This window comes from Lagierella sp., assembly GCF_029983815.1.
Classification (GTDB): domain Bacteria; phylum Bacillota; class Clostridia; order Tissierellales; family Peptoniphilaceae; genus Mediannikoviicoccus.
The window spans coordinates 43077-69086 of sequence record NZ_JASBYU010000001.1 but is presented as its reverse complement, the minus strand read 5'-3'; the positions used below and the strand labels follow the sequence as shown (position 1 = coordinate 69086).

Here is a 26010-nt window from a genome sequence, read left to right as displayed (position 1 = left end):
TTATGTCTCAAGATAGATTACAAGAAATTGTGGATTTTGTAGATAACAATTCAATTGTTGCAGATATTGGAACTGATCATGGATTGGTTCCAATATATTTGTCTAAGAATAAAGTGTCGAAGAAGATTATTGGAGTTGATATTAGTGAAAAGTCACTTTATAAACTTCAATCTAAAATAGAAAACAATTATGTTTATGATAATATCGAGACACGGGTTTCCGATGGTTTAAAGGCTTTAAAACCCTTTGAGGTGGATACTATTATAATATCCGGAATGGGAGGCATATTGATATCAAAGATAATTTCTGAAAGTATATCAATCGCAAAGTCCGCAAACACATTAATTCTTCAGGGAAATAACAATATAGAGCATTTAAGAAAGTTTCTTCATGAAAATGGTTTTGTCATAGTTGATGAATCAGATGTCTATGAGAAAGATAAATATTATCAGATCTTAAAAGTTAAGTGTGGATTAGAAGTTTATGATAATGATTTAGAATATGAGTTTGGAAGGATTTTAATAAATAAGGGTTCTAAAAATCTCTTGACTTATTTAAAAAGAAATATTGAAAAAATAGACATAATAATTGACGAAATAAGGACTTTAAGTCATGAAGAATCTACTGATAAGCTAGAACTATTGAGTAGAAGAAAAGAAAGTCTCGTAAGTGTGGTGAAGGAAGTTGAAGATAATAGACCTAATAAATAAATTTGAAGAAGATTGTCCGTTAGATTTACAAGAAGATTGGGATAATTCAGGACTTCAAATAGATTTTTCAAATGAAAGTCTAAGGGGGATTGTAATAGGCTTAGATTTATCAAAGGAGCTGTTAGATTTTACAATAGAAAAAAATTGTAACTTTATTTTTTTACATCACCCTTTCTTTTTTGAAAGCATTAAGTCCTTAAATTTTTATGGTGTTAGGGGCAAAATCCTTGAAAAAATAATAAAGAACAAAATTACAGTCTATTCAGCCCATACCAATTTCGACAAGGTAAGCTTTGGAGTTTCTGATATTTTAGCAAATAGATTAGAGCTAAAGGATATACAAACACTTTTACCAGTTGATGAAATTGGAAATGGCCTTGGCAAGTTTGGTGTGATAGAAAAACAGACATTATTAAACTGGGCTGAAAAGGTAAAGGGTCTTCTTGGCCTTCCAAATCTTATAATTTATGGGAATTTAGACAGAGTTATAAGTAGAGTTGGTGTAGTAGGTGGAAGTGGTTCTTTCGCCATTGATAGAGCTGTTCAACTGGAACTTGATCTTTTGATAACTGGAGATATTAAGTATCATGATGGTCAAAAAGCGATGGAGAATAATTTGGCTATTTTAGATATAGGACATTATAATTCAGAGATAGAATCGACAAACTACTTACTGAAGTATTTTTCAAAAATAATAGAAGAACCTATATTCACCTATAGATTTGACGTTTCTAATAGGAAAATCATTTGATGATTTTTATTGAGGCCCATATTGTATATGTAATTTTCTTTGAATGAAGGGTTACTTCACAGTAAGTTTAAAATTTACTTAGAAAAAATATGTTATAATAGACTTGAGCAGAAGAGATAATCGCGTGAAATAACGAGGAAAGTCCGTGCACCATAGAGCAGAATGCTGGATAACGTCCAGTGGGGGCGACCCTAAGGATAGTGCAACAGAGAGATACCGCCAATTTTATTGGTAAGGGTGGAAAGGTGAGGTAAGAGCTTACCAGCGCTTAGGCGACTAAGTGGCTATGTAAACCCCATTCGGTGCAAGATCAAGAGGAATTGTTGTGGCTGCTCGTCACACCGTAGGTAGATCGCTTGAACTCAAAGGTAACTTTGAGACTAGACAGATGATTATCAAATACAGAACACGGCTTATTTTCTGGTCATAAAAATTAAAATATAATCTAAGATTATCGATTATAAAAAAAGAAGCATTCATCAATTACTCAATTTGAGTTTTAGATGGATGCTTCAATTTTATCTTCCTATTTTTCGAAAAATTTATTTAGTAAATCGTAGAGATATTCCTGATCTTTACAACCACCAAGTTCTCTAATGGAATGCATTCCCAAAATAGGACAGCCGATGTCGACTGATTTTATATTCAAATGAGAACTATTTATTGGTCCTATTGTTGAACCTCCTGGCATATCAGAACGATTAACGAAATATTGACAAGGTATATTATTGTCCTTACATATTTGTTTTATATATCCTGAGGATATACTATCAGATGTATAGCTCATTCTGGCAGAGGATTTAATAGCCGGTCCTTCATTAATTATCGGATAATTTGTAGGGTCGTTTTTTTCAACATAGTTTGGATGAAGTGCATGGGCTTGGTCTGCAGAAATCATAAAAGACTTATCTATTGCAATATCAAAGTCTTGGAAATCTCCTCCCATTGCAAATACAATTCTTGTCAAAGTGTCGCGAAGGAATGGGGAATCCGCTCCCTCTTTTGTCATAGATCCAATCTCTTCATGATTAGATATCAGTACCATATTTATTGCAGAACTTGTTTTTGACGTCATAAGTGCATCTAAAGAAGCATAGGCCATAGCTAAGTTATCTATTCGCCCAATGGAATAAAATTCCTCATTAAGGCCCAGGTAACATCCAGGTGTAGTATCATATAAGAATAGATCAAAATCCAATATATTATCCTTATCGATCTCTAATTCTTTAGATATAAGATTTAATAAAAAGTTCTCCTTTTCAAGCTCTTCTACTACCAATCCCATAATAGGTAAAGTGTCTTTTTGTGCGTTATATTCATAGCCTTTATTTATCTCGCGATTCATATGAATGGCAAGGTTTGGGATTGTTATTATTGGTCTTTTAAAGTCGATTAATTTACTTTTTATTTCTCCTTCTAAATTCATAGAAATTCTACCGGCTATGGAAAGTGGTCTATCAAACCAAGTACTTAAAATAGGTCCACCATATACTTCGGTGTTTAGTTTAATATATTTTTCCTTTTCTATAATTACTGGATTTGGCTTGATTTTAAAAGTAGGTGAATCACTATGAGACCCAACAATATTAAAATGAGTAAATTTAGATACTTTACCAGTAGTAAAGGCTATTATTGCCGAATCTCCTATGGAAGTAAAGTAACTACTATTATCTTTAATCTCCCATCTCTGTGATCTCTTCAGTTCTTTAAAACCTTTTTTAGTCAACATCTCTATAGAATTTTGGTTTACATGGTAAACGGAAGGACTTTTATCGATAAATTCCATAAGTCCATCAACATATTTGTTCATTTAATCACCTCGTTTATATTGTAACATCAATTCAAATTTACGTTTTGTATTTTTTATGATATAATAAAAATATCTTCAGGGCGAGGTGCAATTCCTCACCGGTGGTAAAGTCCACGAGCCCATCATGGGTTGATTTGGTGAAATTCCAAAACCGACAGTAAAGTCTGGATGAAAGAAGAATTAATTTTTATATTTTAGCCCCGAAGGAATATGGGGCTTTTTTATTTGTCAACTCGTTTGATAAAGCCCTAAATTTTAGGAGGAAAAGATGAATTTATCAAAGTTGATCAGAATAGCACTATTAGGTGCTATAGCAGGAATATTGATGGTGACATTACACTTCCCTCTACCTATGTTTCCGCCTTTTATGGACATAGATATTGCAGAAGCTCCAGCTGTAATTGCTGGGTTTACAATGGGACCATTGGCAGGGTTTTATGTTATAATAATTAAGTTGATAGTAAAGTTGATAGTACAATCAACTAGTACGGGAATGATAGGTGAGCTATCTAATTTAATAGTGTCCAGTGCGTTGGTATGCACATCCTCTTATCTATATAGAAAGAATAAGAGTGTTAAGAATGCAATTGTCTCTTTGGCAATTGGAGTAATTGCTATGTCAATACTTGCGGCGTTGAGCAATTATTTTGTGATATTTCCACTTTATGGTTTGAAAATTCCAGAATATGCTCAAACTTTTTCGAAAATCAACCCACTAGTTAAAAACACTGTTACTTTTTTATTGATTTCAATTATTCCTTTTAATATTATTAAGGGATTTCTCGCTTCAATTGTAGCTTTGGGACTGATCAAGCCAGTTGAAAAATATTTAAATAGAGCATAGGATGAAAAATTCTTATTAGAATTTTGCATATTAAATATAAAGCTCAAAAAATTTAGCTCACTGTAGAAATGGTCCACTTACTATATATGTGGACACAAAGACTACTATTCTATAGGCTAAGTTTTAATTGAGCTTTTTGTTTTGTCAATTTTATTTATATATGCCATCCTTTAAACAACGCTGGATTATCACACAGATTATGAATTATTTATTGATGGGGTTAGTAATGTTTAAATTTGAATCTAAAAGCTTAGAAGATACAAAAGATTTTGCAAAAAATCTGTCTAAATTTTTAATACCAGGAAATGTTATATCTCTAATTGGGGAGATGGGCTCTGGAAAGACTACTTTTACTCAATATTTGTTAAAAAATTTGGGTGTGGAAGATTATATCACCAGTCCGACTTTTTCTTTAGTCAATAGTTACGAGGGAAAGTATACGATAAATCATATGGACTTATATAGACTAGAAGATGAATCAGAAATGGAAACTTTAGATATAGATAATTTGTTTTATCCTGAAGGCATTACCATAATTGAATGGGCAGAGCGTGCAAAAAGCTATTTGCCTAGAAATTTAATTGAAATTTATATCGACAAGACTTCATTAGAAGGTCGTAGGTTTGAAATAAGAGGAAATAATAGAGAGGAAATAAGATTAATTAAGGAATTACAATGAATATTTTAGGGATAGACACATCTGGAATGATATCATCCTGTTGTGTGATGGAAAATGGAAAAATTATTGGGGAATTTAATGTAAATCAAAAGAGAACTCATAGTGAAACTCTAGTTCCCATGATAGAGGAATTGTTGAACAAATTGGGATTAAGCCCTGAAGAAGTAGATTATTATGCCGTTGGAAAAGGTCCTGGTTCATTTACTGGACTTAGAATAGGTATGACAGTTGCAAAGACTTTGGCTATGGTTTTTGATAAAAATATTATTGGAGTTTCCACTTTGGAAGCTATCGCCAAAGGTACTTTTACTGAAAAGAAAATTATACCTTTAATCGATGCCCGTGGTGGAAGAGTCTATTATGGAGTCTATCAATGGATAGATAAAGATTTAAGGCAGCTTGAAAAAGAAGATTTAATTTATTTTGAAGACCTTTTAATAGATTTAGACAAAAAAAATGAAGAATATATTTTTGTTGGCGATGTGGATAGTTTTAAAGAAGAGATATTTGAAAAAGGATATAGATATATTGAAAATATGAGCACAAATATAGCTTCTAATATCTGTAAAATTGCCTATGACAAAAGGGATATTGCAACAAAGGACTATTTGGATCTTAAACCGGAATATATTAGAAAGTCTCAAGCCCAGAGGGATTTAGAAAAGTAGGTATTATGTATAGAGTTAAGAAAATGGAATATGAAGATATCAAAGACGTTGCAGTGATGGAAAAGGAAATATTTAAATTTCCTTGGGCCTATGAATCATTTGTCAGTTTTTTGGACAATAAATTCAATCATTTTTACTTGGTTTTAAAAGATGATGAACTCGTAGGCTATTTTGGGATTATGATGATCTTTGATGATTGTGATATATATAGTGTGGGAGTAAGACCAAAATATCAGGGAGAAGGTATAGGCAATTTTATAATTAAAAAAATTATTCAAATATGTAATGAGAATAATGTAAATACAATAACTTTGGAAGTAAGGGAATTTAATTATAAAGCCATTGGACTTTATGAAAAATTTGGTTTTAAGCTACTTACAAGAATAAAGGGATATTATTCAAATCCATCTGAAGATGGATTGTTAATGAGGTTAGATTTAGATGAAGAATAAAATAAAAATCTTGGCTATAGAGACTTCCTGTGATGAAACCTCTGTAGCCGTAATAGAAAACGGGAGAAGAGTCTTATCAAATATTATCTCTTCTCAGATAAATACTCATAGAGTTTTTGGTGGTGTAGTGCCGGAAATAGCAAGTAGAATGCATCTTGAGAGTATAAACCATATCATTAAAGAAGCTTTAGAGGAAGCTAATATAGGCTTTAAGGATGTGGATGTAGTCGCATGCACTAAAGGTCCTGGTTTGATTGGAGCACTTTTAGTAGGTATATCGGCTGCAAAAGCTATCTCATATGGCTTAAATATACCCCTAATTGGAGTTAATCACATGGAGGGGCATATATGTGCTAACTATTTAGTTCATGGGGATTTAGAGCCGCCTTTTGGAGGATTGGTAGTTTCTGGAGGACATACTTACCTTGTCAATGTAAAAGATTATGAAAATATCGAGATATTGGGAAGAACTAAGGATGATGCCGCAGGGGAATCCTTTGATAAAATTGCGAGAGCCTTGGGATTGCCCTATCCTGGAGGACCTGAAATAGATAAAAGAGCAAAAAATGGAAACAAAGAAGCTATTAACTTTCCAAGACCTCTCATAGATGACAACACCTATGACTTTAGTTTTAGTGGTTTAAAAACTTCAGTATTAAATTATTTAAACCAAAAAAATCAAAAGAAAGAACAAATCAATATTGATGATGTAGCAGCAAGTTTCCAGGAAGCTGTATTGGACGTTTTAGTCAAAAAATCAGAGAGATTGATTAAGTCCTTCTCCATGGATAAATTTATTATTTCCGGGGGAGTGGCTGCAAATTCTTCGTTAATTGAGAAAATGCAAAGTGTTTGTGATGACAATGGAGTAAAATTGTACTACCCAACAAAGATATTTTGTACCGATAATGCAGCTATGATAGGTTCTGCTGCATATTACAACTATATATCTGGCAAAAGAGATGAATTGGATTTAAAGGTCTATCCTAACTTAGAGTTAAATGAGTAGGGTGGACCTTACTTTTATTAAATGTTGATACATGATATCAATGGTATTGATAATTAGTATCTAATACGTTATACTAATACCTAGATTGTTTTAGATTAAGACGACTAGGAGGGATTAAGTGATTACATTATCAGATGTTAAAGTCGGTAAGACTTACATAGTTAAAAAAATAAATGGAAAAGGACCTATCCGTAGAAGAATAATGGATATGGGCATAACAAAGGGAGTTAGAATATTTATAAAAAAAGTAGCTCCCCTTGGTGATCCTGTTCAAATGACTTTAAGGGGTTATGAACTGACCTTAAGAAGACAGGATGGCAGAATAATTGACGTGGAGGAAGAGATTGATGAGTAAAATGACCATAGCCTTAGCTGGAAATCCAAATAGTGGAAAGACTACACTTTTCAATCTACTTACCGGAAGCAATCAATATGTTGGAAACTGGCCAGGCGTTACAATTGAAAGAAAAGAAGGATACTATTTAAAGGATAAGGAAATAAAAATTGTAGATTTGCCAGGGATATATTCCCTTTCTCCATATTCACCAGAAGAGGTTGTCTCCAGGGATTTTCTTATAGATGAAAAGCCAGACTTGATAATTAATATTGTAGATGCAACGAATTTAGAGAGAAATCTATATTTGACAACTCAACTTATGGAGCTAAATATACCAGTAGTAATAGCGCTAAATATGATGGATATAGTTGAGAAGACTGGATTAAAACTAGATATCAAATCCTTAAAAAAATACATGAAATGTGAAGTTGCTACAGTTTCTGCCCTAAAGGGAACCGGTATTGATGAACTGATGCAAATTTGTATTGATAGGGTGAATAGAGGAAAGCAAGAGTATGTAATTTTTGACGAAAATGTTGAAAGTAAATTAAATGAAATAAGAGATAAAATAGTCATAGAAGAAACTGATAACGATTATCGATGGAACAGTATAAAATTACTTGAAAACGACAAAAAAATAATCGAAAAATTAGGACTTAATGAAAAGGATAGAGTCGAATTAGAAAGGGTCCAAAAAGAATTATTTGAGGAGTTTGAAGACGATGGTGAAGGAGTCATTACAAATGAGCGATATAACTTTGTCTCTTCTGTTGTAGAAAAATCCTTAACTAAAAGCAATAAAGGTGAAAGTGCCTCTGACAAAATCGATAAGATTCTTACAAATAGAATTTTAGCCTTTCCTATATTTATTCTAATAATGACAGGCATTTATTATGTGGCGATGAAAATTGTTGGAGGACCTGTTACAGACTGGGTTAATGAAGTGTTTTTTGCAGAAATAATTGGGGAAAATACAAGAAACTTTTTAATGTCCGTTGATACAGCTCCTTGGCTAGTCAGTTTAATTGTAGACGGGATAATAAATGGTGTGGGATCTGTACTTGGCTTTTTACCAGTAATTGCTGCATTGTATTTATTTATAGCCCTATTGGAAGATATTGGATACATGTCTAGAATTGCCTTTATTCTAGACAGGATTTTTAGACGACTTGGATTATCGGGAAAGTCTTTCATACCTATCATAATGGGGATGGGATGCTCTGTACCTGGTATTATGGCCACTAGGACCATAGAGTCTGAAAAGGATAGAAGGATGACTATTATAGTAGCTTCCTTTATGCCTTGTGGCGCAAAAACGGAAATAATTGCTTTATTGACTGCTTCTGTTTTTGCTGGAAAGTGGTGGTTTGCTCCATTATGTTATTTTGCAGGAATTTTAGCAGTTATAATAAGTGGATTGATACTGAAGAAGACTTCTATGTTTGTAGGGGACACAACTCCCTTTGTTATGGAACTTCCATCCTATCATGCACCAAAATTTAGTAATATTTTTAAAGTGACATGGACTAGAATAAAATCCTTCATAATTAAAGCGGGGACAATTATTCTAGTTGCAACGGTTGTACTATGGTTTTTGATGAACTTTAGTTTAACTGGCGAATTTCATGAATTTTCAGGAAGCTCCCATTCGATCTTAGAGGGTATAGGGAAAGTAATATCTCCAATATTTACTCCTCTTGGATTTGGTAATTGGCTAGCGGCTGTTTCCACAGTTGTTGGACTTGTGGCAAAGGAACTTGTAGTAAGTACCTACGGTTTAGTTGCGGGAATTGGCGCGGATTTAACTGCAGAGTCTGCTGATATGATAAACTATGCAAATCTTGCATTTACTTCTGTTTCCGCCCTTAGCTTTATGATTTTCAACCAACTTTCAATTCCATGTTTTGCTGCTATTGGGGCTATAAAAAATGAGATGAAAGATACAAAGTGGACATTATTTGCCCTAGGATATCAAATTGTTTTTGCTTACTGCATTTCGTTGATGATCTATCAATTTGGTAGAGTAATTGTTTTGGGAGATGGCTTTAATATTTGGACATATATCAGTATTGGAGTTGCTTTAATATTTATATATCTACTATTTAAGCCTGATCCTAATAAAAGTAAAAGTAAGGAGTAATAAATGGCTACATTTATAATTTCTATTATTCTTATTGCTATTATTGTATTAGCAGTGAGATATATGAAGAAGAAAAAAAGCACTTGTCCTGGATGTGGCAGTTGCAATGTAACTTCTTGTCCAGCGCATAGGGAATACAAGAATAATTTAAAGCAAAATAAATAAAAATTTTGTGATTTACTAAAAAGTATGGCACAGTTTTCTTAAATTTAGAGTTTTAAGGACAACTGTGCTTTTTCTTTTTATGAAAATGATATACAATGTAAGTAATATTTGTTAGGAGGATTTATGAATAAGAAAGTAGTATTAAGTGCGGTTCAACCGTCTGGAGGCTTGACAATAGGTAATTATTTAGGAGCTATTAAAAATTTTGCAAAACTTCAAGAAGATTATGATTGTATATATGCTATTGCGGATTTACATTCTATAACAGTTCCTCAAATTCCAAAGGATTTGAGAAGAAGAAGCTATGAGCTTCTAGCGGTATATATGGCATGTGATGTGGATCCTGAGAAGTCCACCGTTTTTCTTCAATCCCACGTGCATCAACATTTGGAATTAAGTTGGGTTTTAAGCTCTATTTCATATATGGGACAATTGGGAAGAATGACTCAATATAAGGATAAGGCTCAAAAATCAGAAGAAAATTTAAATGCAGCTCTATTTACTTACCCAGTATTGATGGCTGCAGATATCTTGTTATATCAAACGGATTTTGTTCCTGTAGGCGAAGATCAAAGACAACATTTGGAACTTGCTAGGGATTTAGCCATAAGGTTTAATAGCAAATATTCAGATACATTCAAAGTTCCAGAAAATTTGATTCAAAAGGCTACAGGTAAGATATATAGTTTAAAAGAACCCAATATAAAAATGTCAAAATCTTCTGAAGATGAAAATAGTTATATTTTAATGCTGGATGATCCTAAGACTATAGAGAGAAAGATTAAGAGAGCTGTAACGGATTCTGAGGCCAATTTCTGCTATTCAGATAAACAACCTGGTCTAAAAAACTTAATCAATATTTATTCAGCATTTTCTAAAGAACCAGTTGAAAAGATTCTACAAACTTATGAGGGAGATAGCTATGGGCAGTTTAAACTGCATTTAGCAGAAGTCATAATTGAGAGTTTAAGACCTATTCAAGAAAAATATAATAGGCTGATAGAAGATAAATCGTATTTGGAAGAGGTTATGGAAAAAGGAGCTTCTAAGGCTTCATATATGGCTAATAAAACGTTGAGGAAAGTATACAGAAAAGTAGGATTTGTCCAAATTTAAAATTTATAACAAGACAAGCTTAAAAGGGATAGACTTTTAATTTCTCAATTTCTGATACAACCTTAACTATGTTATAATAGCAATGAAGTTTAATAGAGGGATTAATATCTTATGAAGAAAAAGAGAAAAAAGGGCATAAAAATTTCCCCGCAGCTTATAATTGTTTTTTTAATAATCATACTCATATCTAGAAATTTTTATGTAAAAGCGTTTAAGGGGAAGACAATTGACATCGACAATATTCATAACTATGAAAATACAATATCCGTAACTGGACTTGTGATTAGGGAAGAGTTTTTAATCTCTTATAATGAATTTATTAATAAGGAGCAGGAAAATGATTCAAAAATTTCTGCCAATTCAAATATCGGCTCGATTAACTCTTTTCAAAATAATCTGGATTTAGATTTAGATGAAGCTAAAAAAAAGTTTGATGAGTTAAATAATGAAGAAAATGTATATATGAAGAAAAAAAAGAGCGAAGACAATAAAGCCGAGGAAGAAAAAGAAGAACCTGTTATATTGATGAACGAGGATGTTATTTATAAAAAAATAAGGAACTCTGAATTCAATGAAATTTATAAGTTAGATGAAACTTCTGGGCAGTACCTTTCTGACAATAGAGAAGAGTTGAATTACTTAAAAAATAAGTATAGAGTAATCTCTAATGTCTTGGAAAATAACGGTGAGAATATGAAGTCTCCTGTCCCTGGTATAATAAGTGAAAACTTAGATGGATATGAAGATATATTGAATCCTTATAATATAGACCTTGAGGATTTTGATTTTGATTTAGAAAAAACTACACAGGAACCGAAGGAAAGTGTGGGAACAAAAATTGTTAATAACAATTTCTTCTATTTATACCTGAAAATACCGACTTCTAAATTATTAAAGGAATATGATATAGGTTCTTCTATAAAAGTTAAGATTGACAAAACTTATTTAACTGGAGAAATTGAAGATAAGTTTGAAGACGAGGAATTTACTAAATTATTATTATATTTTAACTCAGGTTTTAAAAATGTTGAAAAAACAAGATTTATTAAAACGCAGTTGATAAATTATGAAAAAAAATCTTTTATCCTTCCCAATTCGGCTATAGTTAAGAAAAAGAATCTTTGGGGAGTATATACGAAGACAGCATCAGGAATTGTAGAATTTAAGCCCGTTGAAATAATTAAGGAAGATGATAATGAGACCTATGTTTCAATAGGGGACAATTCTAAGATTTCCTTAGGAGGTAAAAAACATAGCACTATAATGCTATATGATGAGGTAATTTTACATCCAAATTTAGTAAAGGATAATGAATTATTAGAATAGGTGAGAATTTGAGCATTAGCGATAATATTGATAGAATAAAAAAAGATATCGAACATATAAGACAAATAAAGAACATAAACTATGATATTAATTTGATTGCAGTTTCAAAAACTGTAGATTCTGCTAGGGTTAAAGAGGCCTATGATCATGGTCAAAGGGACTTTGGAGAAAATAAAGTTCAAGAACTCATCAAGAAGAAAGAGGAATTAAAGGATTTAGATATAGATTTTCATATGATTGGGTATCTTCAAAGTAATAAAGTAAAATATTTGGTTAACAATACAAAACTAGTACACTCTCTAGATAGAAAATCTCTGTTAAAGGAGATGGAAAAAAGAGGTAGTAAGGAAGATTATACTTTTAATTGCTTGGTCCAAGTCAATTTGGCAAAAGAAGAGTCAAAATCTGGTATTTATTTAGAGGATTTGGACGAGTTTTTAAATCTTGTCGAGGACACTACTCATGTAAAAGTTCATGGACTTATGATGATAGCACCTTTTGTTGAGGATGTAGAAGAGATAAGACCATTATTTAGAAGGATGAACAATCTCTTTTTAGAGTTAAAAGACAAAGATTTTAAGAATATTTCTATGAAATACCTATCTATGGGTATGAGCCATGATTATAAGGTTGCAATTGAAGAGGGAGCTAATATAATAAGAATAGGTACGGATATTTTTGGAAAGAGAGTATATAATTAGGAGGGAATATGAGCGTATTTGATAAATTTAAAAATCTTCTAGGATTAGAAGATGATTATATTGATGAAGATTATTATGACGATGATTATATTAACAAGGACTATTATGATAAGAAGGAAGAGTTTACTGACAATCAAGAACCTGTAGTAGAATATCAGGAACCGGTTAAACCTACAACAAATAGATTTAAAAAGAGCAATGTGGTTAGTATAAATGAAAATTTTGCATCTGAAAGAGTTAAAATTTTGATTCATGAACCTATTAACTACGAGGATGCACCACCTGTTTTAGATGATATTATAGCTAAAAATGTGGTTGTGTTAAATTTAGAAATGTTAGAAATTGACGTAAAGAAGAAGACTTTCGACTTTGTTAGTGGAGGTATTTACGCTATCGACGGAAAGATACAAAAAGTTAGTAAGGATATTTTTGTTATAGCGCCGAAAGAAATTGAAATAGATGGAAAATTAAAAGATCAGATCCAAAGCAAAGGATTTTATCAATTATAATGCAAAGAGATATTGATAGGATTCTAGGCCATATCACAGATATAGATACAAAAAAGACTATCAAAAGCTTTGCTGATAGTCTATTTGTTGTTATGGACAAAGAAATTATTTATTGTACTGATTTTTTAACTCCTGGGGAACTAAAATATTGCATAAGCCTGCTAAATACTTATGGTTTTGAAGATTATATAATCTATCCAAGTAGAGAAGAATGTGAAAGAAATGTAATTATTTTACATGGTAATTACAATGTTCCAAATCCAAAAGAGTATATTAAAATTCTTTCTTTTAAAACTGAAGGGACAAAAATAAACCATAGAGATGTACTTGGGGCAATACTATCTTTAGGAGTAATGAGAGAAAAAATAGGGGATATTCTTTTCAAAAAGATAGGTCCGTTATTTTTTTAAGAAATACAATTTCAAATTTTATTCATATCAACCTGAATAAAATTAATAATTACAATGTTAAAATTAGTGAGCTTGAAGAATTTGACTTCAATGAAGTTGAGAAAAATTATATTAAGAAAAATATCGTAGTGTCATCTCTTCGCTTGGATACTATCTGTTCTGGGATAATGAACGTATCTAGAAATAAAGCGAGGGATAAGATATTAAAGGGTGATGTCAAAGTCAACTATATTGAATCTAAGATCACCCATGAAGTATTAGAAGATAAATCTTTAATATCCATACGGGGATATGGCAGGTTTAAATTTATGGAAATCTTAGGAAGAACTAAAAAAGATAATTATATCGTAGAAATTTTAAAATATGTGTAGGAGAGTCAACTTGGGATTATTAATAATTATTTTAGCTATTTTAATAGACCAAATCACTAAGTATTTGGCAATTGGACTAAAAAAGGGTTCAATCGGAATCATAGATAGTTACTTAAACCTTATCTACGTTGAAAATAGGGGTGCTGCATTTGGTATTTTGCAAGGCAAGAAGTTTTTTTTAACATTTGTAACCCTTGGGGTTATTTTGGCAATGTCTTTTTATCTCTATAAGGGATATAATAAGTTTTCTCTTATAAGTAAAATTGGATTGTCATTAATAATTGGAGGAGCTATAGGCAATTTGATAGATAGGGTTTTTAGACATTATGTAATAGATTTTATATCCGTTACATTTCCAAATGGATATGATTTTCCTGTATTTAATGTTGCGGACATCTGTGTTGTAATTGGAACGATATTTATCATTTTAGCATTTTTTACTACTAAGGATTTTGAGGGTGTTTTATGATAATATTCAATAATAGTTGGGATGAATTATTAAAAGAAGAATTTAAGAAGGATTACTATCAAAGGTTAAGAAAAATATTAATCAATGAATACAAAAATTATGAAGTGTTTCCAGACATGAACTTAATCTTTGATTCATTGAAAAAAGTCAGCTATGAAGATGTCAAAGTTGTGATTATAGGCCAAGATCCATATCATGGTCCAGGTCAAGCGCATGGTCATAGCTTTTCTGTTATGCCAAAGGTGATGATACCTCCTTCTTTAAGAAATATCTATAAGGAAATTGTAGATGATGTAGGAGGTTATATTCCAAATAATGGATATCTAATGAAGTGGGTAAACCAGGGAGTTCTTCTTTTAAATACTACTTTGACCGTTAGAAGGGGAAAGGCAAATTCTCACAGGGACATAGGTTGGCAGGTGTTAACGGATAGAATAATTGAAATATTGGGAGAAAAAAAAGACCCATTAGTATTTATTCTGTGGGGAGCTCATGCTATATCTAAAAAGCGTTTTATTCAAAATAAAAACCATCTTGTAATTCAATCACCTCATCCTTCACCCCTTTCGGCCTATAGAGGTTTCTTTGGCAGCAGACCATTTTCTAAAACAAATAGATATTTAAAAGATAATGGGTTAAATCCTATTGATTGGCAGATTGAGAACATATGAAAAAAATAAAAATACTTATTAAAGAGGATTCAAACTTATGTGAATCTAAAGATAAAACGCCCTTAGAATTTGGTCGTATTGATAAATATCTCTCAGAATATATGGAAGACTATACCCGTAGTTATATAAAATCTCTAATCAAAGCTAAAAAAGTTTTTGTTAACGATAAAATAATAAAACCATCCTATATTCTAAAGATTGGAGATTCGATAACTGTAGAGCTACCAGAGGATGACACTTTTGAAATATTGCCTGAAAATAAGCCTTTAGATGTGATATATGAAGACCAGTTTCTTGCTATCTTAAATAAACCACCACATCTTATAGTTCACCCAACACAGAGCATAAAATCTGGAACATTGGTAAATAGGCTTAAATATTGGTTTGAAAACCTATCCGATATTTATGCCCCATTTAGGCCTGGTATTGTTCATAGATTAGACAAGGATACAACAGGGCTTATTGTAATAGCTAAGGATAATGTTACACATGAAAAGCTTAAAGATATCTTCAAAGCTCGTAAAATTGAAAAACATTATGTAGCAATTGTCCAGGGTACTATTGATGAAAAGATAGTCATTGAAAAGCCTATAGGAAGGGATTTGAATAACCGAACAAAGATGGCTGTTGACGAAGAGCTAGGTAAATATGCAAAATCCATAGTTCTACCTTTGGAGTATAATGAGGATTATTCCTCGGTAGATGTAGAAATTTTAACGGGAAGGACACACCAGATTCGAGTACACTTATCTTCTATCCATCATCCCATTTTAGGAGATAGGACCTATGGACTTAAAAAAGAGAAAGTCAATGCTACAAGGCAGATGTTACACGCCTACTTTCTTAAATTTTGCCATCCTATTACAGGTAAAATGATATCTGTAGGCGCTTTACCTGGAGAGGAGTTTATTACCATTCTTAAAAAGTGTAACTTGGATAAAAATAAATTGTATAGGCATCTTGATTCCATGGAGGTAAATAATGGATAAAAATCTCGTTTTATTTTGTAATATTTTATCAATTTCAAATCCGGTAACTATAGCCTTATTAGAAAAATTTACCAGCTATAAGGAATTTATAGCTAATATACCGGATTTAAACGAAATACTTAACTTAGACAAGAGAACTGTTAATAAAATAATTAAAAATCGAGATCTCAATTTAAATGAATACCTAGAAAAGCTAAAGAAACTTGGTATATCCATGACTTTTTTTGGGGATGATGACTATCCGGAAAATCTTAACTATATAGATGATCCTCCTTTGATGTTATATTATATGGGTACTCTAAGCAAAGAAGATGGTCTAGGACTTTCCATAGTTGGATCACGAAAATGCACATCCTATGGCGCATGGGCTTGTAAGGAATTGGCTTATGAACTTTCAAGAAATAAAATTCCAATTATTTCCGGGCTTGCCTATGGTATAGATAGAATTGCACATGAGGTTAGCTTAGAAAATAATAATAGAACAGTAGCGGTTATAGGAAACGGTTTGGATATTGTATATCCATATAAGCACAAGGAGCTTTATAAAAAAATAGTAAATAATGGAGTGATTTTTTCTGAATACGCCCTGGGAGTTGAGCCTCTTCACTATAATTTTCCATATAGGAATAGAATTATATCTGGAATAGGCCAAGGCGTAGTCGTAATAGAAGCTCAAAAAAAATCTGGAACTTTAATAACTGCCAATTATGCTGCAGACCAGGGGAAGGATGTTTTTGCACTACCAGGTAATATAAATAGCTTTTATAGTGTTGGAACAAACGACTTGATAAAAGACGGTGCTAAAATAATAACGGATGTTGATGATATACTGGAAGAAATCCACTGTCCAAATAAAAAGCAAGAGGAAGTTATTCAACTGACTTTAGATGACCCGATTGAAAACAACATCATTAATTTACTTATTTCCAGTCCATGCACTTGTGATATTATTTCAAATCAGTTAGGATTACCTATAGATGAAGTCAATGCTAATTTGACAAAGTTAGAAATGAAAGGATATGTTATAGAGGAAATAGGAGGGGTTTTTTACCCTGTAGTTCAGAAAGGATAGATAGATGGCTAAAAATTTGGTTATAGTCGAGTCGCCTACAAAAGCAAAGACAATAGGTAAAATTTTAGGAAGAAACTATAAGGTAGTTGCATCTGTAGGTCACTTAAGGGATTTACCCAAGAGTAAAATGGGAATTGACATAGAAAACAACTTTGAACCTCAATATATAAATGTGAGGGGAAAAGGTGACATAATAAAAAGTATAAAAAAAGAAGCGAAAAATTCAGATAATGTATTTTTGGCAACTGACCCTGATAGAGAGGGGGAAGCCATTTCTTGGCATATATCGAATTTGCTAGGAATGGATCAAAATTCAAAAAATAGAGTAGAGTTTAATGAAATTACAAAGGACACTGTAAAAAAATCTATTAAAGAACCTAGGACCATAGATATGAGTTTAGTAGATGCTCAGCAAGCTAGGAGGGTATTGGATAGACTAGTTGGTTACGAAATCTCTCCAATACTTTGGAAAAAAGTAAAAAGTGGGTTAAGTGCAGGAAGGGTTCAGTCCGTTGCCCTTAGGCTATTATGTGAGAGGGAAAAGGAAATTAGGGACTTTAAACCTCAAGAATACTGGACTATAAGTGCAAAGCATGAAAAAGAGGGTATGGAATTTGAATCTTCTTTTTATGGCTTTTATGAAAATGGCAAGGAAAAGAAATTAGATATTAAGACTAAACAAGGAGTAGATAAAGTTATTTCTAAACTTGATAGGAATGGATTTAAAGTTGAGGATGTAAAAACTGGGACCAAAAAAAGAAATCCATATCCTCCATTTACTACTAGTACTTTACAGCAGGATGCAAATAAAAGATTAAATTTCTCTGCTTCTAAGACCATGACTCTGGCACAACAACTCTACGAAGGGATAAGTATTGGTAAAGAGGGAAATGTCGGTTTAATATCTTATATGAGAACCGACTCTACTAGAATTTCCTCAGGAACTATTTCCGATAGTCTTAAGTATATCCAAGAAAACTATGGAAAGGAATTTGCATCTAAAGGCAATCCCTATGGAAAGAACAAAAAGGGAGCACAGGATGCTCATGAGGCAATTAGACCAAGTTCCATGATGAGAAATCCAAAATCAATTGAAAGATATTTAAGTTCTGATCAATACAAATTATATAATCTCATTTGGTCAAGGACTTTAGCAAGTCAAATGACGCCTGCTAAGTATAAAACAACTTCTGTAATCATAAATAACAATAATTTCATTTTTAAAATAAATGGAAATGTTGAAGCTTTCAAGGGCTTTACTAAGGTTTATCCTATTAATGACACCAATGTAATCATACCTGAGATAAAAAAAGGTGAAGTTTTAAAGACAATGGACATATTGTCTGACCAACACTTTACAAAACCTAAAGCTAGATTTACTGAGGCTAGTTTGGTAAAGACTTTGGAAGAGGATGGTATAGGCAGACCTAGTACCTATGCTTCTATAATCAGTAGTTTAATTAAAAGAAATTATGTTGAACTCAAGCAGAAAAGATTTTTCACCACTGATCTAGGGGAGAATGTAAACTCTTTTCTCCTAAAATATTTTGATGAAATCATAAATGAAAAGTTTACTGCACAGATGGAGTCAGATCTAGATAGAATAGCTGATGATGAATTAGATTGGAAAAAGATTGTAAGTGATTTTTATAAAGATTTTGATAAACAATTGAAAAACGCAAAGAAGGATGATGATAATTTCAAAGTAGAACCGGAGAAAACAGGAGAAAAATGTCCTGAATGTGGTCACGATCTTGTAATAAAACATGGTAGAAACGGGAAATTCATAGGCTGTAGTAATTTTCCAGATTGTACTTTTACTAAGGTTATATTGAAAAAAATAGGGGTCAATTGTCCTAAATGCGGTGGCAATATCATCGAAAAAGTGTCCAAGAGGGGCAAGGTGTTTTATGGTTGTGACAATTACCCAAAATGCGACTTTGCATTATGGGATAAGCCAATTGATGAAAAATGTCCGAAATGCGGTTCAATCCTTATTCATAAGAAAAATAGAAATGTAGATGAGATACGATGTTCTAATGAAAATTGTGACTTTAAAAAATAAAAAAAGTTGCGAAATTTCTTTAAGTATGGTATTATACACGAGGAAAACACACATTTGACGATTGGAGAAGAGTTGCTTAAAAGTCCTTCTTCAAGCTGACTCAAATGGAGGTAAAAACAAGGAGGAAATATTTAATGGCAGTAGTATCAATGAAAAACCTGTTAGAAGCAGGAGTACACTTTGGACATCAAACTAGAAGATGGAATCCAAAGATGAAAAAATTTATTTTTACAGAGAGAAATGGAATCTATATTATAGATTTGCAAAAAACTGTAAAACAAGTTGAAGAAGCTTACAAATATGTAAGGGATCTTGTAGCTGATGGCGGAACTATAATGTTTGTTGGAACAAAGAAACAAGCTCAAGAAGCTATAGAAACAGAAGCTAAGAGATCAGGACAACCTTATGTAAGCCAAAGATGGTTGGGTGGTATGTTAACTAACTATAAGACCATCAAAGGAAGAATTAATCGTCTTCAAGAATTAGAAGAAATGGAAAGTAATAATACTTTTGATCTTTTACCGAAGAAAGAAGTTATTCAATTACGTCATGAAATGGAAAGACTTGAAAAATTCTTAGGTGGTATTAAAGACATGAAGGGACTACCTGATGCACTTTTCATTATCGACCCTAAAAAAGAAAAAATCGCAGTAAATGAAGCTAAGATTTTAGGTATTCCAGTAGTTGCTGTAGTAGACACAAATTCTGATCCAGACGAAGTTGACATTGCTATTCCTGGTAATGATGATGCTATTAGAGCGGTAAAACTAATTACTGGCGTTATTGCAAATGCAGTTGTAGAAGCAAATCAAGGAGCTCAACACGATGATGTGGAATCTGAGGCTTCAGAAGAAGATTCAGAAGAAACAAAAGAAGTAAATGAAGAGGGAACTGAAGAAGTAACCGATGAAGAAATCGCAGAAGTTTCCGATGAAATAAATTCTTAATCTATAGGTAAGAGTTATTCTCTTACCCTTTGTAAGTAACCGAGCACTCAAGTTTTTGAGTGCTTGATTTTCAAATATTTTAAAGGGGGAATATCAATGGCTATAACAGCATCAATGGTTAAAGAATTAAGAGATAAAACCGGTGCAGGTATGATGGACGCAAAAAGAGCGTTAGAAGAATGTGACGGAGATATAGAAAAAGCACAAGAACTTTTAAGGGAAAAGGGACTTGCTGCATCAGCTAAAAAAGCTGGTAGAATTGCAGCAGAAGGACTTGTTCAATCTTATGTTCATGGTGGAAGAATAGCTTCAATAGTAGAAATCAATACAGAGACAGATTTTGTTGCTAAAAACGAAGAATTTATACAATTCACTAAGGATATTGCTATGCAAATAACTGCTTCTGCTCCTAAGTATGTTTCTAGAGAAGAAGTTCCTGAAGAAGAAGTTGCTAAAGAAAGAGATATTTTAATTCATCAAGCTATGAATGAAAATGCTGAAAGAGGCATGGATCCTGAACGTTCTAAAGAAATTGCTCAAAAGAAGGTTGAAGGAAGATTAAACAAATTCTATGAAGAAATTTGTCTTCTTGATCAAGCTTACATTAAAGATCCTAGCATTAATATTCAAACTCTTTTAACAAATCTTATTGCGAAAATTGGTGAAAACATCAAGATTAGAAGATTTGCTAGATTTGAAGTTGGTGAAGGTTTAGAAAAAAGAGAAGAAGATTTTGCTGAAGAAGTTGCAAAGCAAATGAATAACTAATATTTTTGAAGTCGAAAGCGAGTATAATACTCGCTTTTTTTCTAAAATGAAGCACTCAAATTGCTGAGTGCTTCATTTATTGAGAAAATACACTGGAATAACTTTAACCAGTTGAATTGTAGCGGTTTTGATGATATTATTATATAGAATATACAAAGTTTTGGGAGGTAAAATTGGGATTAGCTTTTAAGAGAGCAATAATAAAATTAAGTGGAGAAGCTTTATCTGGAGGCAAGGGACATGGTCTTGATGATAAAGTCATTGAAAATATTTGCAAGTCCATTAAGGAAGTACATGAACTTGGAATGGGAATAGCGATTGTTGTTGGTGGAGGTAATTTTTGGAGAGGACGATCTTCTGAAAATATAGACAGACCTACATCCGACAATATGGGTATGTTGGGAACGGTGATTAATGCATTGAGGTTACAGGCTAGTCTAGAAAACCTCGGAGTTGACACTAGAGTTCAAACTGCAATTACTATGCAGGCTGTTGCAGAACCTTATATTAGAAGAAAAGCAATAAGGCATATAGAAAAAGGTAGAGTTGTGATTTTTGGAGCTGGTTCTGGACTTCCATTTTTCTCAACGGATACAACTGCTGCTCTGCGTGCCGCTGAAATTAAAGCAGATGTAATTTTACTTGGTAAAACTGGAACAGATGGGATATATGATAAGGACCCTAATAAGTTCGACGACGCTGTAAAATATGACAGATTAAATTATATTGAAATTATCAATCAAGGTTTGGGTATAATGGATTCTACAGCAACATCCCTTTGCATGGATAATGACATCCCAGTTTTAGTCTTTGGAATTGATAATCCTGAAAACCTTATAAGGGTTGCAAATGGCGAAAATATAGGAACGATAGTAAAAGGAGATTAATATGTATTCAAGTGTAATTAAAGATTTAGAAGATAAAATGAAGAAGAGTATCTCTTCTTATGTTGATGATTTGAAGAATATCCGTGCAGGTAGAGCAAATCCATCTCTTTTGGAAAATATATCTGTGGAGTATTATGGTACGATGACTCCAATTAACCAAGTGGCAACTATAAATGCTGCTGAGGCAAGACTTTTGACTATTCAACCTTGGGATCAAAGTGTGTTACCAGAAATTGAAAAAGCTATTCTAAAATCAAATCTTGGAATAACTCCTTCAAATGATGGTAAAATAATCAGGTTACCATTCCCTGCGTTGACAGAGGAAAGAAGAAAAGAATTGGCTAAAGTTGTAAGGGAATACTCTGAAAATGCTAAAATTGCTTTGAGGAATCAAAGAAGAGAAGCTATGGATACAGTCAAAAAAATGGAGAAGAATTCAGAGATTTCTGAAGATGAGTTAAGGGCTGCTGAAGAAGACATTCAAAAGACTATTGACAAATTCACAGCAGAGGTAGATAAGATTACGAAGAATAAAGAAGACGAGTTAATGGAAATTTAGGAGTTTAAAATTAATGGAAGAAAGCTTACTTAGTAAATTAGATTCCAATAGAATACCAATCCATGTGGGGATTATTTTAGATGGTAATGGACGATGGGCCAAAAAGCGATTTTTACCAAGGGTCGCTGGACATCGCGAAGGAATGAAAAGGGTTGTAGACATTGTTGAAGCCTCTAGTAATCTAGGGATAAAGTACCTTTCTCTATATGCCTTCTCGACAGAAAACTGGAAACGCCCAAAGGAAGAAGTAAGCGCATTAATGGATCTTCTAATAATTTATGTTGAGTCACAACTACAAAGACTAATGAATAACAATGTTATTGTTAAGACCATGGGAGATATTTCGGCATTACCAGTAAAATCAAAACAAGCTATAGAAAGAGCCTGTGAAAAAACAAAGGAAAATACTGGAATGGTTCTAAACCTTGGTTTAAATTATGGTAGTAGAAGTGAGATTGTTAGGGCTGTTGAGAAGCTAATCAACAGCCCCAAACAGATGCATGAATTGACAGAAGATTCTTTTAAAGAACTTTTATATACTAAGTCTCAACCGGATTTAGATTTACTTATTCGTCCCGGTGGTGAACAGAGGCTTAGCAATTTTATGTTATATCAAATAGCCTATGCGGAACTTTATTTTACTAATTGTCTATGGCCAGACTTTACTGCAGAAGAATTGTATAAAGCCATTTATGATTTTCAAGGTAGAAATAGGCGATTTGGAGGAATTTGATGAGTAATTTAGCTTTAAGAATTATTACTGGAATTTTTTTAGTGATTATTTTAGTAGGTTCCACTTTACAAGGGGGAATCCTTTTATTTTCTCTAATTTTATTTCTTTCTGTAGTTGGGGTATATGAATTTTATAAAATTATGAAAAATTTGGAGTATAAGCCAAATTTACTCCTGGGCATTTTATTTGCAATTGTTCTAGTTCTTATTAATTATCTAGGTTACAATAGATATGAGGGCAATGTTATAATATTGTTTTCTACAATATTGATGTTTATCATGACATTTAAAGAAAAACTAGATATTAACACTGTTTTTCTTCAAGTTTTTACACTAATATATATTCCATTGTCCTTTAGCAGGATATTATTATTAGCGGAAAGCAATTTGGTATGGTTAGTGTATATTTGTGCATGGGGCACCGACACCTTTGCATATATTGCAGGTAGTCTATTTGGGAAGCATAAGTTGGCGGAAAAAGTAAGTCCTAAAAAAACTATTGAAGGTTCCATCGGTGGTATATTAGGGGCGGTTATATTAACCCTTTTATTTGCATATTTTATGAAATTAGATAATTACATCATACTCGTGCTAGGAGCGGTTGTAGGTTCAATTATGGCCCAGTTAGGAGATCTATGTGCATCTAAATTCAAAAGGCTATCTGGAGCTAAGGACTACGGTTACGTTTTTCTTGGACATGGTGGTGTTTTAGATAGATTTGATTCAGTACTTTTTACCGCACCATATATTTACTTAATATTTTTAATGTCATAATTTCAAGGAGGGACAATGATAACAATAATTTCGTCTTTAGTTGTATTTCTTGTTGTCATATTCATACATGAATTAGGTCATTTCTTTATGGCGGTAAAGTCAGGAATTAAAGTTAATGAGTTTTCTGTAGGAATGGGGCCTAAGATTTTACAAAAGAAAAAGAATGATATCAATTACAGTTTAAGAGCTATACCAATTGGAGGCTATGTTTCAATTGAGGGAGAAGATGGTGAATCGTCGGATCCACGATCTTTTGCCAATGCTCCTGCAATAAAAAGACTGGGTGTAATAATAGCTGGTGTAATTATGAATTTTATATTGGGACTCCTAATCCTAATTATATTGAACACTTTTGCATCCTATAGGATTGTGGATGTGGTTCCAAAAAGTCCTGCAGATTTAGCAGGTATTAAACCTGGTGATAGGATAATTAGTATAATGGATAAGTCTGTAGAAAGTTCCTTGGATATTACAGAGATGATTGAAAAATCCGATGGTAATCCTATAAATTTGGAAATTGAAAATCAAGAGGGAAAGAAAACTATCTCCTTAGAGCCTGAAAGGGATAGTAAGGGTATTTATAGAATAGGAATTACCCATGGTAAATCCTATAACTCTTCAGATGCTTCGATTAAAAAGGGGATTATAAATGGTTTTAAGGATTTTAAATTCTACTTTTCTGCAATATTAAAGGGATTTGGTCAGCTTATTACGGGTAAACTATCCATGAAAGAGGTTAGTGGCCCAGTAGGAGTTGTTAAGGCAATAGGAAATTCGTTTAAGGCAGGACTGGTTACATTCCTATCTTTCATTGCTTTACTGTCAATCAATCTAGGTATATTTAATATTTTACCTTTTCCAGCATTAGATGGTGGTAGAGCTGTTTTGATACTTTTTGAAATGATAACTGGTAAGAAGTTACCAAGTGAAAAAGAAGGAATTTTAAATCTAATAGGGTTTATAATCCTATTGGGATTGATAATTGTAGTTACTTTTAAAGATATAGTCCAACTATTTTAAGAGGAGTTTAAATGAGAAATAATACTAAGCAAATTTATGTAGGTGATGTACCCGTTGGTGGAACATCACCTATTACTGTTCAATCGATGACAAATACTATTACAAGTGATATAAAAAGTACTGTAGAACAAATATTAAGACTGGAGAGTTATGGATGTGATATTTCTAGATCTGCCATTAATAGCATAGATGATGCGTTGGCTATCCCTGAAATAAAGAAGAACACTCATATTCCGATTATTGCAGATATTCAATTTGACTATAGATTAGCCCTTGAAGCGGTAAAAAATGGGGCAGATTGTCTTAGAATCAACCCTGGAAATATAGGTAGTAAAGACAGAGTTAAAGAAGTGGTTAATTGCTGCAAAGAGTACAATACTCCAATTAGAATTGGTGTAAACTCGGGAAGTATTCATCAAAAATTCATTGACAAGTACAAAGGTGTGAATTCTGATTCTCTTGTCTATAGTTGTTTAGACCAAGTTGAATATTTGGAATCCCTTGGGTTTACGAATATGAAACTAGCTTTAAAGTCTAGTGATGTAAACATGACCATTGAATCTTATAAAAAAATCGCAAAATTAACGGATTATCCTCTTCATGTGGGAATAACTGAAGCTGGTCCAAAATCCACTGGTATAATCAAATCTAGTGTTGGAATAGGTTCGTTATTAAGCCAAGGTATAGGGGATACTATTAGAGTTTCGCTAACAGCTCCACCAGAAGAAGAGGTAATTGTTGGAAGAGAGATTTTGAAATCATTAAAACTTCGCACAGAAGGAATTAATATCATATCATGTCCTACCTGTTCAAGGACTAAAATAGACCTAATAAGGATAGTTGAATTAGCAGAAAAGAAATTAAAATCCATAAACAAAAATTTGACTGTCGCTGTTATGGGTTGCGTTGTAAATGGTCCAGGTGAAGCAAAAGAAGCGGATATTGGTATAACTGGTGGAAATGGTGAAGGATTGATTTTTAAAAAGGGGAAAATAATAAAAAAGGTTCCTGAAGAGGAATTGTTGAATGAATTATTAAAAGAAATAGAAAAGATGTAGG

The 26010-nt window shown here is 32.5% G+C and carries 30 protein-coding genes, 1 other RNA gene and 1 riboswitch; of the genes, 30 read left to right on the top strand and 1 reads right to left on the bottom strand.

What is annotated here, in order from left to right:
• Positions 1-2 precede the first annotated feature (2 nt).
• The 3 genes from Q1K37_RS00350 (at position 3) to rnpB (ending at position 1892) form a co-directional block, all read left to right on the top strand.
• On the top strand, positions 3-710 hold the full coding sequence (locus tag Q1K37_RS00350) for a class I SAM-dependent methyltransferase (RefSeq protein ID WP_300408159.1): 708 nt from the start codon (positions 3-5) through the stop codon (positions 708-710).
• Positions 685-1461 carry a Nif3-like dinuclear metal center hexameric protein gene (locus tag Q1K37_RS00345; protein WP_300408156.1) on the top strand — a complete coding sequence of 259 codons (777 nt, stop codon included), beginning with the start codon at positions 685-687 and terminating at the stop codon, positions 1459-1461. The genes Q1K37_RS00350 and Q1K37_RS00345 overlap by 26 nt, the downstream gene beginning before the upstream one ends.
• Positions 1462-1565: 104 nt before the next feature.
• Positions 1566-1892, top strand: an RNA gene (gene rnpB / locus Q1K37_RS00340) — RNase P RNA component class A.
• Positions 1893-1987: 95 nt separating this feature from the next.
• On the opposite strand, the gene Q1K37_RS00335 is transcribed toward rnpB, so the two are convergent.
• Positions 1988-3271, bottom strand: coding sequence for a M18 family aminopeptidase (locus Q1K37_RS00335; protein WP_300408153.1), 1284 nt, complete (start codon positions 3269-3271; stop codon positions 1988-1990).
• Between the two features lie 67 nt (positions 3272-3338).
• A riboswitch (FMN riboswitch) is annotated at positions 3339-3455 on the top strand.
• An 84-nt stretch (positions 3456-3539) separates the two neighbouring features.
• On the opposite strand from Q1K37_RS00335, the gene Q1K37_RS00330 reads away from it, so the two are divergent.
• The 27 genes from Q1K37_RS00330 to ispG all read left to right on the top strand — a co-directional run bounded on the left by Q1K37_RS00330 (position 3540) and on the right by ispG (position 26009).
• Positions 3540-4115, top strand: a complete 576-nt coding sequence (locus Q1K37_RS00330) for an ECF transporter S component (protein ID WP_300408150.1) — start codon at positions 3540-3542, stop codon at positions 4113-4115.
• A gap of 226 nt (positions 4116-4341) precedes the next feature.
• Positions 4342-4794, top strand: coding sequence for a tRNA (adenosine(37)-N6)-threonylcarbamoyltransferase complex ATPase subunit type 1 TsaE (gene tsaE / locus Q1K37_RS00325; RefSeq protein WP_300408147.1), 453 nt, complete (start codon positions 4342-4344; stop codon positions 4792-4794).
• Positions 4791-5462, top strand: coding sequence for a tRNA (adenosine(37)-N6)-threonylcarbamoyltransferase complex dimerization subunit type 1 TsaB (gene tsaB, locus Q1K37_RS00320; protein ID WP_300408145.1), 672 nt, complete (start codon positions 4791-4793; stop codon positions 5460-5462). Before tsaE ends, tsaB begins: the two co-directional genes overlap by 4 nt.
• A gap of 5 nt (positions 5463-5467) precedes the next feature.
• Positions 5468-5914, top strand: a complete 447-nt coding sequence (rimI, locus tag Q1K37_RS00315; RefSeq protein ID WP_300408143.1) for a ribosomal protein S18-alanine N-acetyltransferase — start codon at positions 5468-5470, stop codon at positions 5912-5914.
• Positions 5904-6923, top strand: a complete 1020-nt coding sequence (gene tsaD, locus Q1K37_RS00310; RefSeq protein ID WP_300408140.1) for a tRNA (adenosine(37)-N6)-threonylcarbamoyltransferase complex transferase subunit TsaD — start codon at positions 5904-5906, stop codon at positions 6921-6923. The genes rimI and tsaD overlap by 11 nt, the downstream gene beginning before the upstream one ends.
• Before the next feature lie 118 nt (positions 6924-7041).
• Positions 7042-7278: a ferrous iron transport protein A gene (locus tag Q1K37_RS00305; protein ID WP_300408137.1), complete on the top strand. Its 237-nt coding sequence runs from the start codon at positions 7042-7044 to the stop codon at positions 7276-7278.
• Positions 7271-9400 (top strand): ferrous iron transport protein B, encoded by a 2130-nt coding sequence (feoB, locus tag Q1K37_RS00300; RefSeq protein WP_300408564.1) that lies wholly within the window; start codon positions 7271-7273, stop codon positions 9398-9400. The genes Q1K37_RS00305 and feoB overlap by 8 nt, the downstream gene beginning before the upstream one ends.
• A 3-nt stretch (positions 9401-9403) precedes the next feature.
• On the top strand, positions 9404-9565 hold the full coding sequence (locus tag Q1K37_RS00295; RefSeq protein ID WP_300408134.1) for a FeoB-associated Cys-rich membrane protein: 162 nt from the start codon (positions 9404-9406) through the stop codon (positions 9563-9565).
• 123 nt (positions 9566-9688) lie between these two features.
• Complete coding sequence (gene trpS, locus Q1K37_RS00290; RefSeq protein ID WP_300408131.1) at positions 9689-10681, top strand: tryptophan--tRNA ligase; 993 nt, start codon at positions 9689-9691, stop codon at positions 10679-10681.
• 111 nt (positions 10682-10792) lie between these two features.
• The gene (locus tag Q1K37_RS00285) at positions 10793-12007 is read left to right on the top strand and encodes an HlyD family efflux transporter periplasmic adaptor subunit (protein WP_300408128.1); all 1215 of its coding nucleotides are present in this window, start codon (positions 10793-10795) and stop codon (positions 12005-12007) included.
• Between the two features lie 8 nt (positions 12008-12015).
• Positions 12016-12708 carry a YggS family pyridoxal phosphate-dependent enzyme gene (locus Q1K37_RS00280; protein WP_300408124.1) on the top strand — a complete coding sequence of 231 codons (693 nt, stop codon included), beginning with the start codon at positions 12016-12018 and terminating at the stop codon, positions 12706-12708.
• Between the two features lie 8 nt (positions 12709-12716).
• Complete coding sequence (locus Q1K37_RS00275; protein ID WP_300408121.1) at positions 12717-13217, top strand: cell division protein SepF; 501 nt, start codon at positions 12717-12719, stop codon at positions 13215-13217.
• Positions 13217-13627, top strand: a complete 411-nt coding sequence (locus Q1K37_RS00270) for a YlmH/Sll1252 family protein (protein ID WP_300408117.1) — start codon at positions 13217-13219, stop codon at positions 13625-13627. The genes Q1K37_RS00275 and Q1K37_RS00270 overlap by 1 nt, the downstream gene beginning before the upstream one ends.
• Positions 13628-13794: 167 nt before the next feature.
• Positions 13795-13998, top strand: coding sequence for a hypothetical protein (locus tag Q1K37_RS00265; RefSeq protein WP_300408114.1), 204 nt, complete (start codon positions 13795-13797; stop codon positions 13996-13998).
• Between the two features lie 10 nt (positions 13999-14008).
• Positions 14009-14467, top strand: a complete 459-nt coding sequence (gene lspA / locus Q1K37_RS00260) for a signal peptidase II (protein ID WP_300408111.1) — start codon at positions 14009-14011, stop codon at positions 14465-14467.
• Positions 14464-15138 carry a uracil-DNA glycosylase gene (locus Q1K37_RS00255; protein WP_300408108.1) on the top strand — a complete coding sequence of 225 codons (675 nt, stop codon included), beginning with the start codon at positions 14464-14466 and terminating at the stop codon, positions 15136-15138. Before lspA ends, Q1K37_RS00255 begins: the two co-directional genes overlap by 4 nt.
• Entirely contained in the window at positions 15135-16127 is a 993-nt protein-coding gene (locus tag Q1K37_RS00250) for an RluA family pseudouridine synthase (protein WP_300408105.1), read from the top strand. The genes Q1K37_RS00255 and Q1K37_RS00250 overlap by 4 nt, the downstream gene beginning before the upstream one ends.
• The gene (dprA, locus tag Q1K37_RS00245; RefSeq protein ID WP_300408102.1) at positions 16120-17199 is read left to right on the top strand and encodes a DNA-processing protein DprA; all 1080 of its coding nucleotides are present in this window, start codon (positions 16120-16122) and stop codon (positions 17197-17199) included. The genes Q1K37_RS00250 and dprA overlap by 8 nt, the downstream gene beginning before the upstream one ends.
• Before the next feature lie 4 nt (positions 17200-17203).
• Positions 17204-19264, top strand: coding sequence for a type I DNA topoisomerase (gene topA / locus Q1K37_RS00240; protein WP_300408099.1), 2061 nt, complete (start codon positions 17204-17206; stop codon positions 19262-19264).
• A 134-nt stretch (positions 19265-19398) separates the two neighbouring features.
• Positions 19399-20211, top strand: a complete 813-nt coding sequence (gene rpsB / locus Q1K37_RS00235; protein WP_300408097.1) for a 30S ribosomal protein S2 — start codon at positions 19399-19401, stop codon at positions 20209-20211.
• Positions 20212-20307: 96 nt separating this feature from the next.
• The gene (gene tsf, locus Q1K37_RS00230; protein WP_300408094.1) at positions 20308-20979 is read left to right on the top strand and encodes a translation elongation factor Ts; all 672 of its coding nucleotides are present in this window, start codon (positions 20308-20310) and stop codon (positions 20977-20979) included.
• Between the two features lie 173 nt (positions 20980-21152).
• Entirely contained in the window at positions 21153-21866 is a 714-nt protein-coding gene (gene pyrH, locus Q1K37_RS00225) for a UMP kinase (RefSeq protein ID WP_300408091.1), read from the top strand.
• Between the two features lies 1 nt (position 21867).
• Entirely contained in the window at positions 21868-22425 is a 558-nt protein-coding gene (frr, locus tag Q1K37_RS00220) for a ribosome recycling factor (protein WP_300408088.1), read from the top strand.
• Between the two features lie 13 nt (positions 22426-22438).
• Positions 22439-23158, top strand: a complete 720-nt coding sequence (locus Q1K37_RS00215; protein WP_300408085.1) for an isoprenyl transferase — start codon at positions 22439-22441, stop codon at positions 23156-23158.
• Positions 23158-23931 (top strand): phosphatidate cytidylyltransferase, encoded by a 774-nt coding sequence (locus tag Q1K37_RS00210; RefSeq protein WP_300408082.1) that lies wholly within the window; start codon positions 23158-23160, stop codon positions 23929-23931. The genes Q1K37_RS00215 and Q1K37_RS00210 overlap by 1 nt, the downstream gene beginning before the upstream one ends.
• A 15-nt stretch (positions 23932-23946) precedes the next feature.
• The gene (gene rseP / locus Q1K37_RS00205) at positions 23947-24951 is read left to right on the top strand and encodes an RIP metalloprotease RseP (RefSeq protein ID WP_300408079.1); all 1005 of its coding nucleotides are present in this window, start codon (positions 23947-23949) and stop codon (positions 24949-24951) included.
• Positions 24952-24962: 11 nt separating this feature from the next.
• Positions 24963-26009 (top strand): flavodoxin-dependent (E)-4-hydroxy-3-methylbut-2-enyl-diphosphate synthase, encoded by a 1047-nt coding sequence (gene ispG, locus Q1K37_RS00200; protein WP_300408077.1) that lies wholly within the window; start codon positions 24963-24965, stop codon positions 26007-26009.
• Position 26010 lies beyond the last annotated feature (1 nt).

What these genes read in the sequence shown, in the direction of transcription:
- topA (WP_300408099.1), top strand. Translation starts at nt 17,204, where the DNA reads ATGGCTAAAAATTTGGTTATAGTCGAGTCGCCTACAAAAGCAAAGACA.
- Q1K37_RS00210 (WP_300408082.1), top strand. Translation starts at nt 23,158, where the DNA reads ATGAGTAATTTAGCTTTAAGAATTATTACTGGAATTTTTTTAGTGATT.
- feoB (WP_300408564.1), top strand. Translation starts at nt 7,271, where the DNA reads ATGAGTAAAATGACCATAGCCTTAGCTGGAAATCCAAATAGTGGAAAG.
- Q1K37_RS00275 (WP_300408121.1), top strand. Translation starts at nt 12,717, where the DNA reads ATGAGCGTATTTGATAAATTTAAAAATCTTCTAGGATTAGAAGATGAT.
- tsaD (WP_300408140.1), top strand. Translation starts at nt 5,904, where the DNA reads ATGAAGAATAAAATAAAAATCTTGGCTATAGAGACTTCCTGTGATGAA.
- tsf (WP_300408094.1), top strand. Translation starts at nt 20,308, where the DNA reads ATGGCTATAACAGCATCAATGGTTAAAGAATTAAGAGATAAAACCGGT.
- Q1K37_RS00265 (WP_300408114.1), top strand. Translation starts at nt 13,795, where the DNA reads ATGAACGTATCTAGAAATAAAGCGAGGGATAAGATATTAAAGGGTGAT.
- tsaB (WP_300408145.1), top strand. Translation starts at nt 4,791, where the DNA reads ATGAATATTTTAGGGATAGACACATCTGGAATGATATCATCCTGTTGT.
- dprA (WP_300408102.1), top strand. Translation starts at nt 16,120, where the DNA reads ATGGATAAAAATCTCGTTTTATTTTGTAATATTTTATCAATTTCAAAT.
- rpsB (WP_300408097.1), top strand. Translation starts at nt 19,399, where the DNA reads ATGGCAGTAGTATCAATGAAAAACCTGTTAGAAGCAGGAGTACACTTT.
- ispG (WP_300408077.1), top strand. Translation starts at nt 24,963, where the DNA reads ATGAGAAATAATACTAAGCAAATTTATGTAGGTGATGTACCCGTTGGT.
- Q1K37_RS00350 (WP_300408159.1), top strand. Translation starts at nt 3, where the DNA reads ATGTCTCAAGATAGATTACAAGAAATTGTGGATTTTGTAGATAACAAT.
- rseP (WP_300408079.1), top strand. Translation starts at nt 23,947, where the DNA reads ATGATAACAATAATTTCGTCTTTAGTTGTATTTCTTGTTGTCATATTC.
- Q1K37_RS00215 (WP_300408085.1), top strand. Translation starts at nt 22,439, where the DNA reads ATGGAAGAAAGCTTACTTAGTAAATTAGATTCCAATAGAATACCAATC.
- Q1K37_RS00330 (WP_300408150.1), top strand. Translation starts at nt 3,540, where the DNA reads ATGAATTTATCAAAGTTGATCAGAATAGCACTATTAGGTGCTATAGCA.
- rimI (WP_300408143.1), top strand. Translation starts at nt 5,468, where the DNA reads ATGTATAGAGTTAAGAAAATGGAATATGAAGATATCAAAGACGTTGCA.
- tsaE (WP_300408147.1), top strand. Translation starts at nt 4,342, where the DNA reads ATGTTTAAATTTGAATCTAAAAGCTTAGAAGATACAAAAGATTTTGCA.
- Q1K37_RS00255 (WP_300408108.1), top strand. Translation starts at nt 14,464, where the DNA reads ATGATAATATTCAATAATAGTTGGGATGAATTATTAAAAGAAGAATTT.
- trpS (WP_300408131.1), top strand. Translation starts at nt 9,689, where the DNA reads ATGAATAAGAAAGTAGTATTAAGTGCGGTTCAACCGTCTGGAGGCTTG.
- Q1K37_RS00270 (WP_300408117.1), top strand. Translation starts at nt 13,217, where the DNA reads ATGCAAAGAGATATTGATAGGATTCTAGGCCATATCACAGATATAGAT.
- frr (WP_300408088.1), top strand. Translation starts at nt 21,868, where the DNA reads ATGTATTCAAGTGTAATTAAAGATTTAGAAGATAAAATGAAGAAGAGT.
- Q1K37_RS00295 (WP_300408134.1), top strand. Translation starts at nt 9,404, where the DNA reads ATGGCTACATTTATAATTTCTATTATTCTTATTGCTATTATTGTATTA.
- Q1K37_RS00250 (WP_300408105.1), top strand. Translation starts at nt 15,135, where the DNA reads ATGAAAAAAATAAAAATACTTATTAAAGAGGATTCAAACTTATGTGAA.
- Q1K37_RS00335 (WP_300408153.1), bottom strand. Translation starts at nt 3,271, where the DNA reads ATGAACAAATATGTTGATGGACTTATGGAATTTATCGATAAAAGTCCT.
- Q1K37_RS00285 (WP_300408128.1), top strand. Translation starts at nt 10,793, where the DNA reads ATGAAGAAAAAGAGAAAAAAGGGCATAAAAATTTCCCCGCAGCTTATA.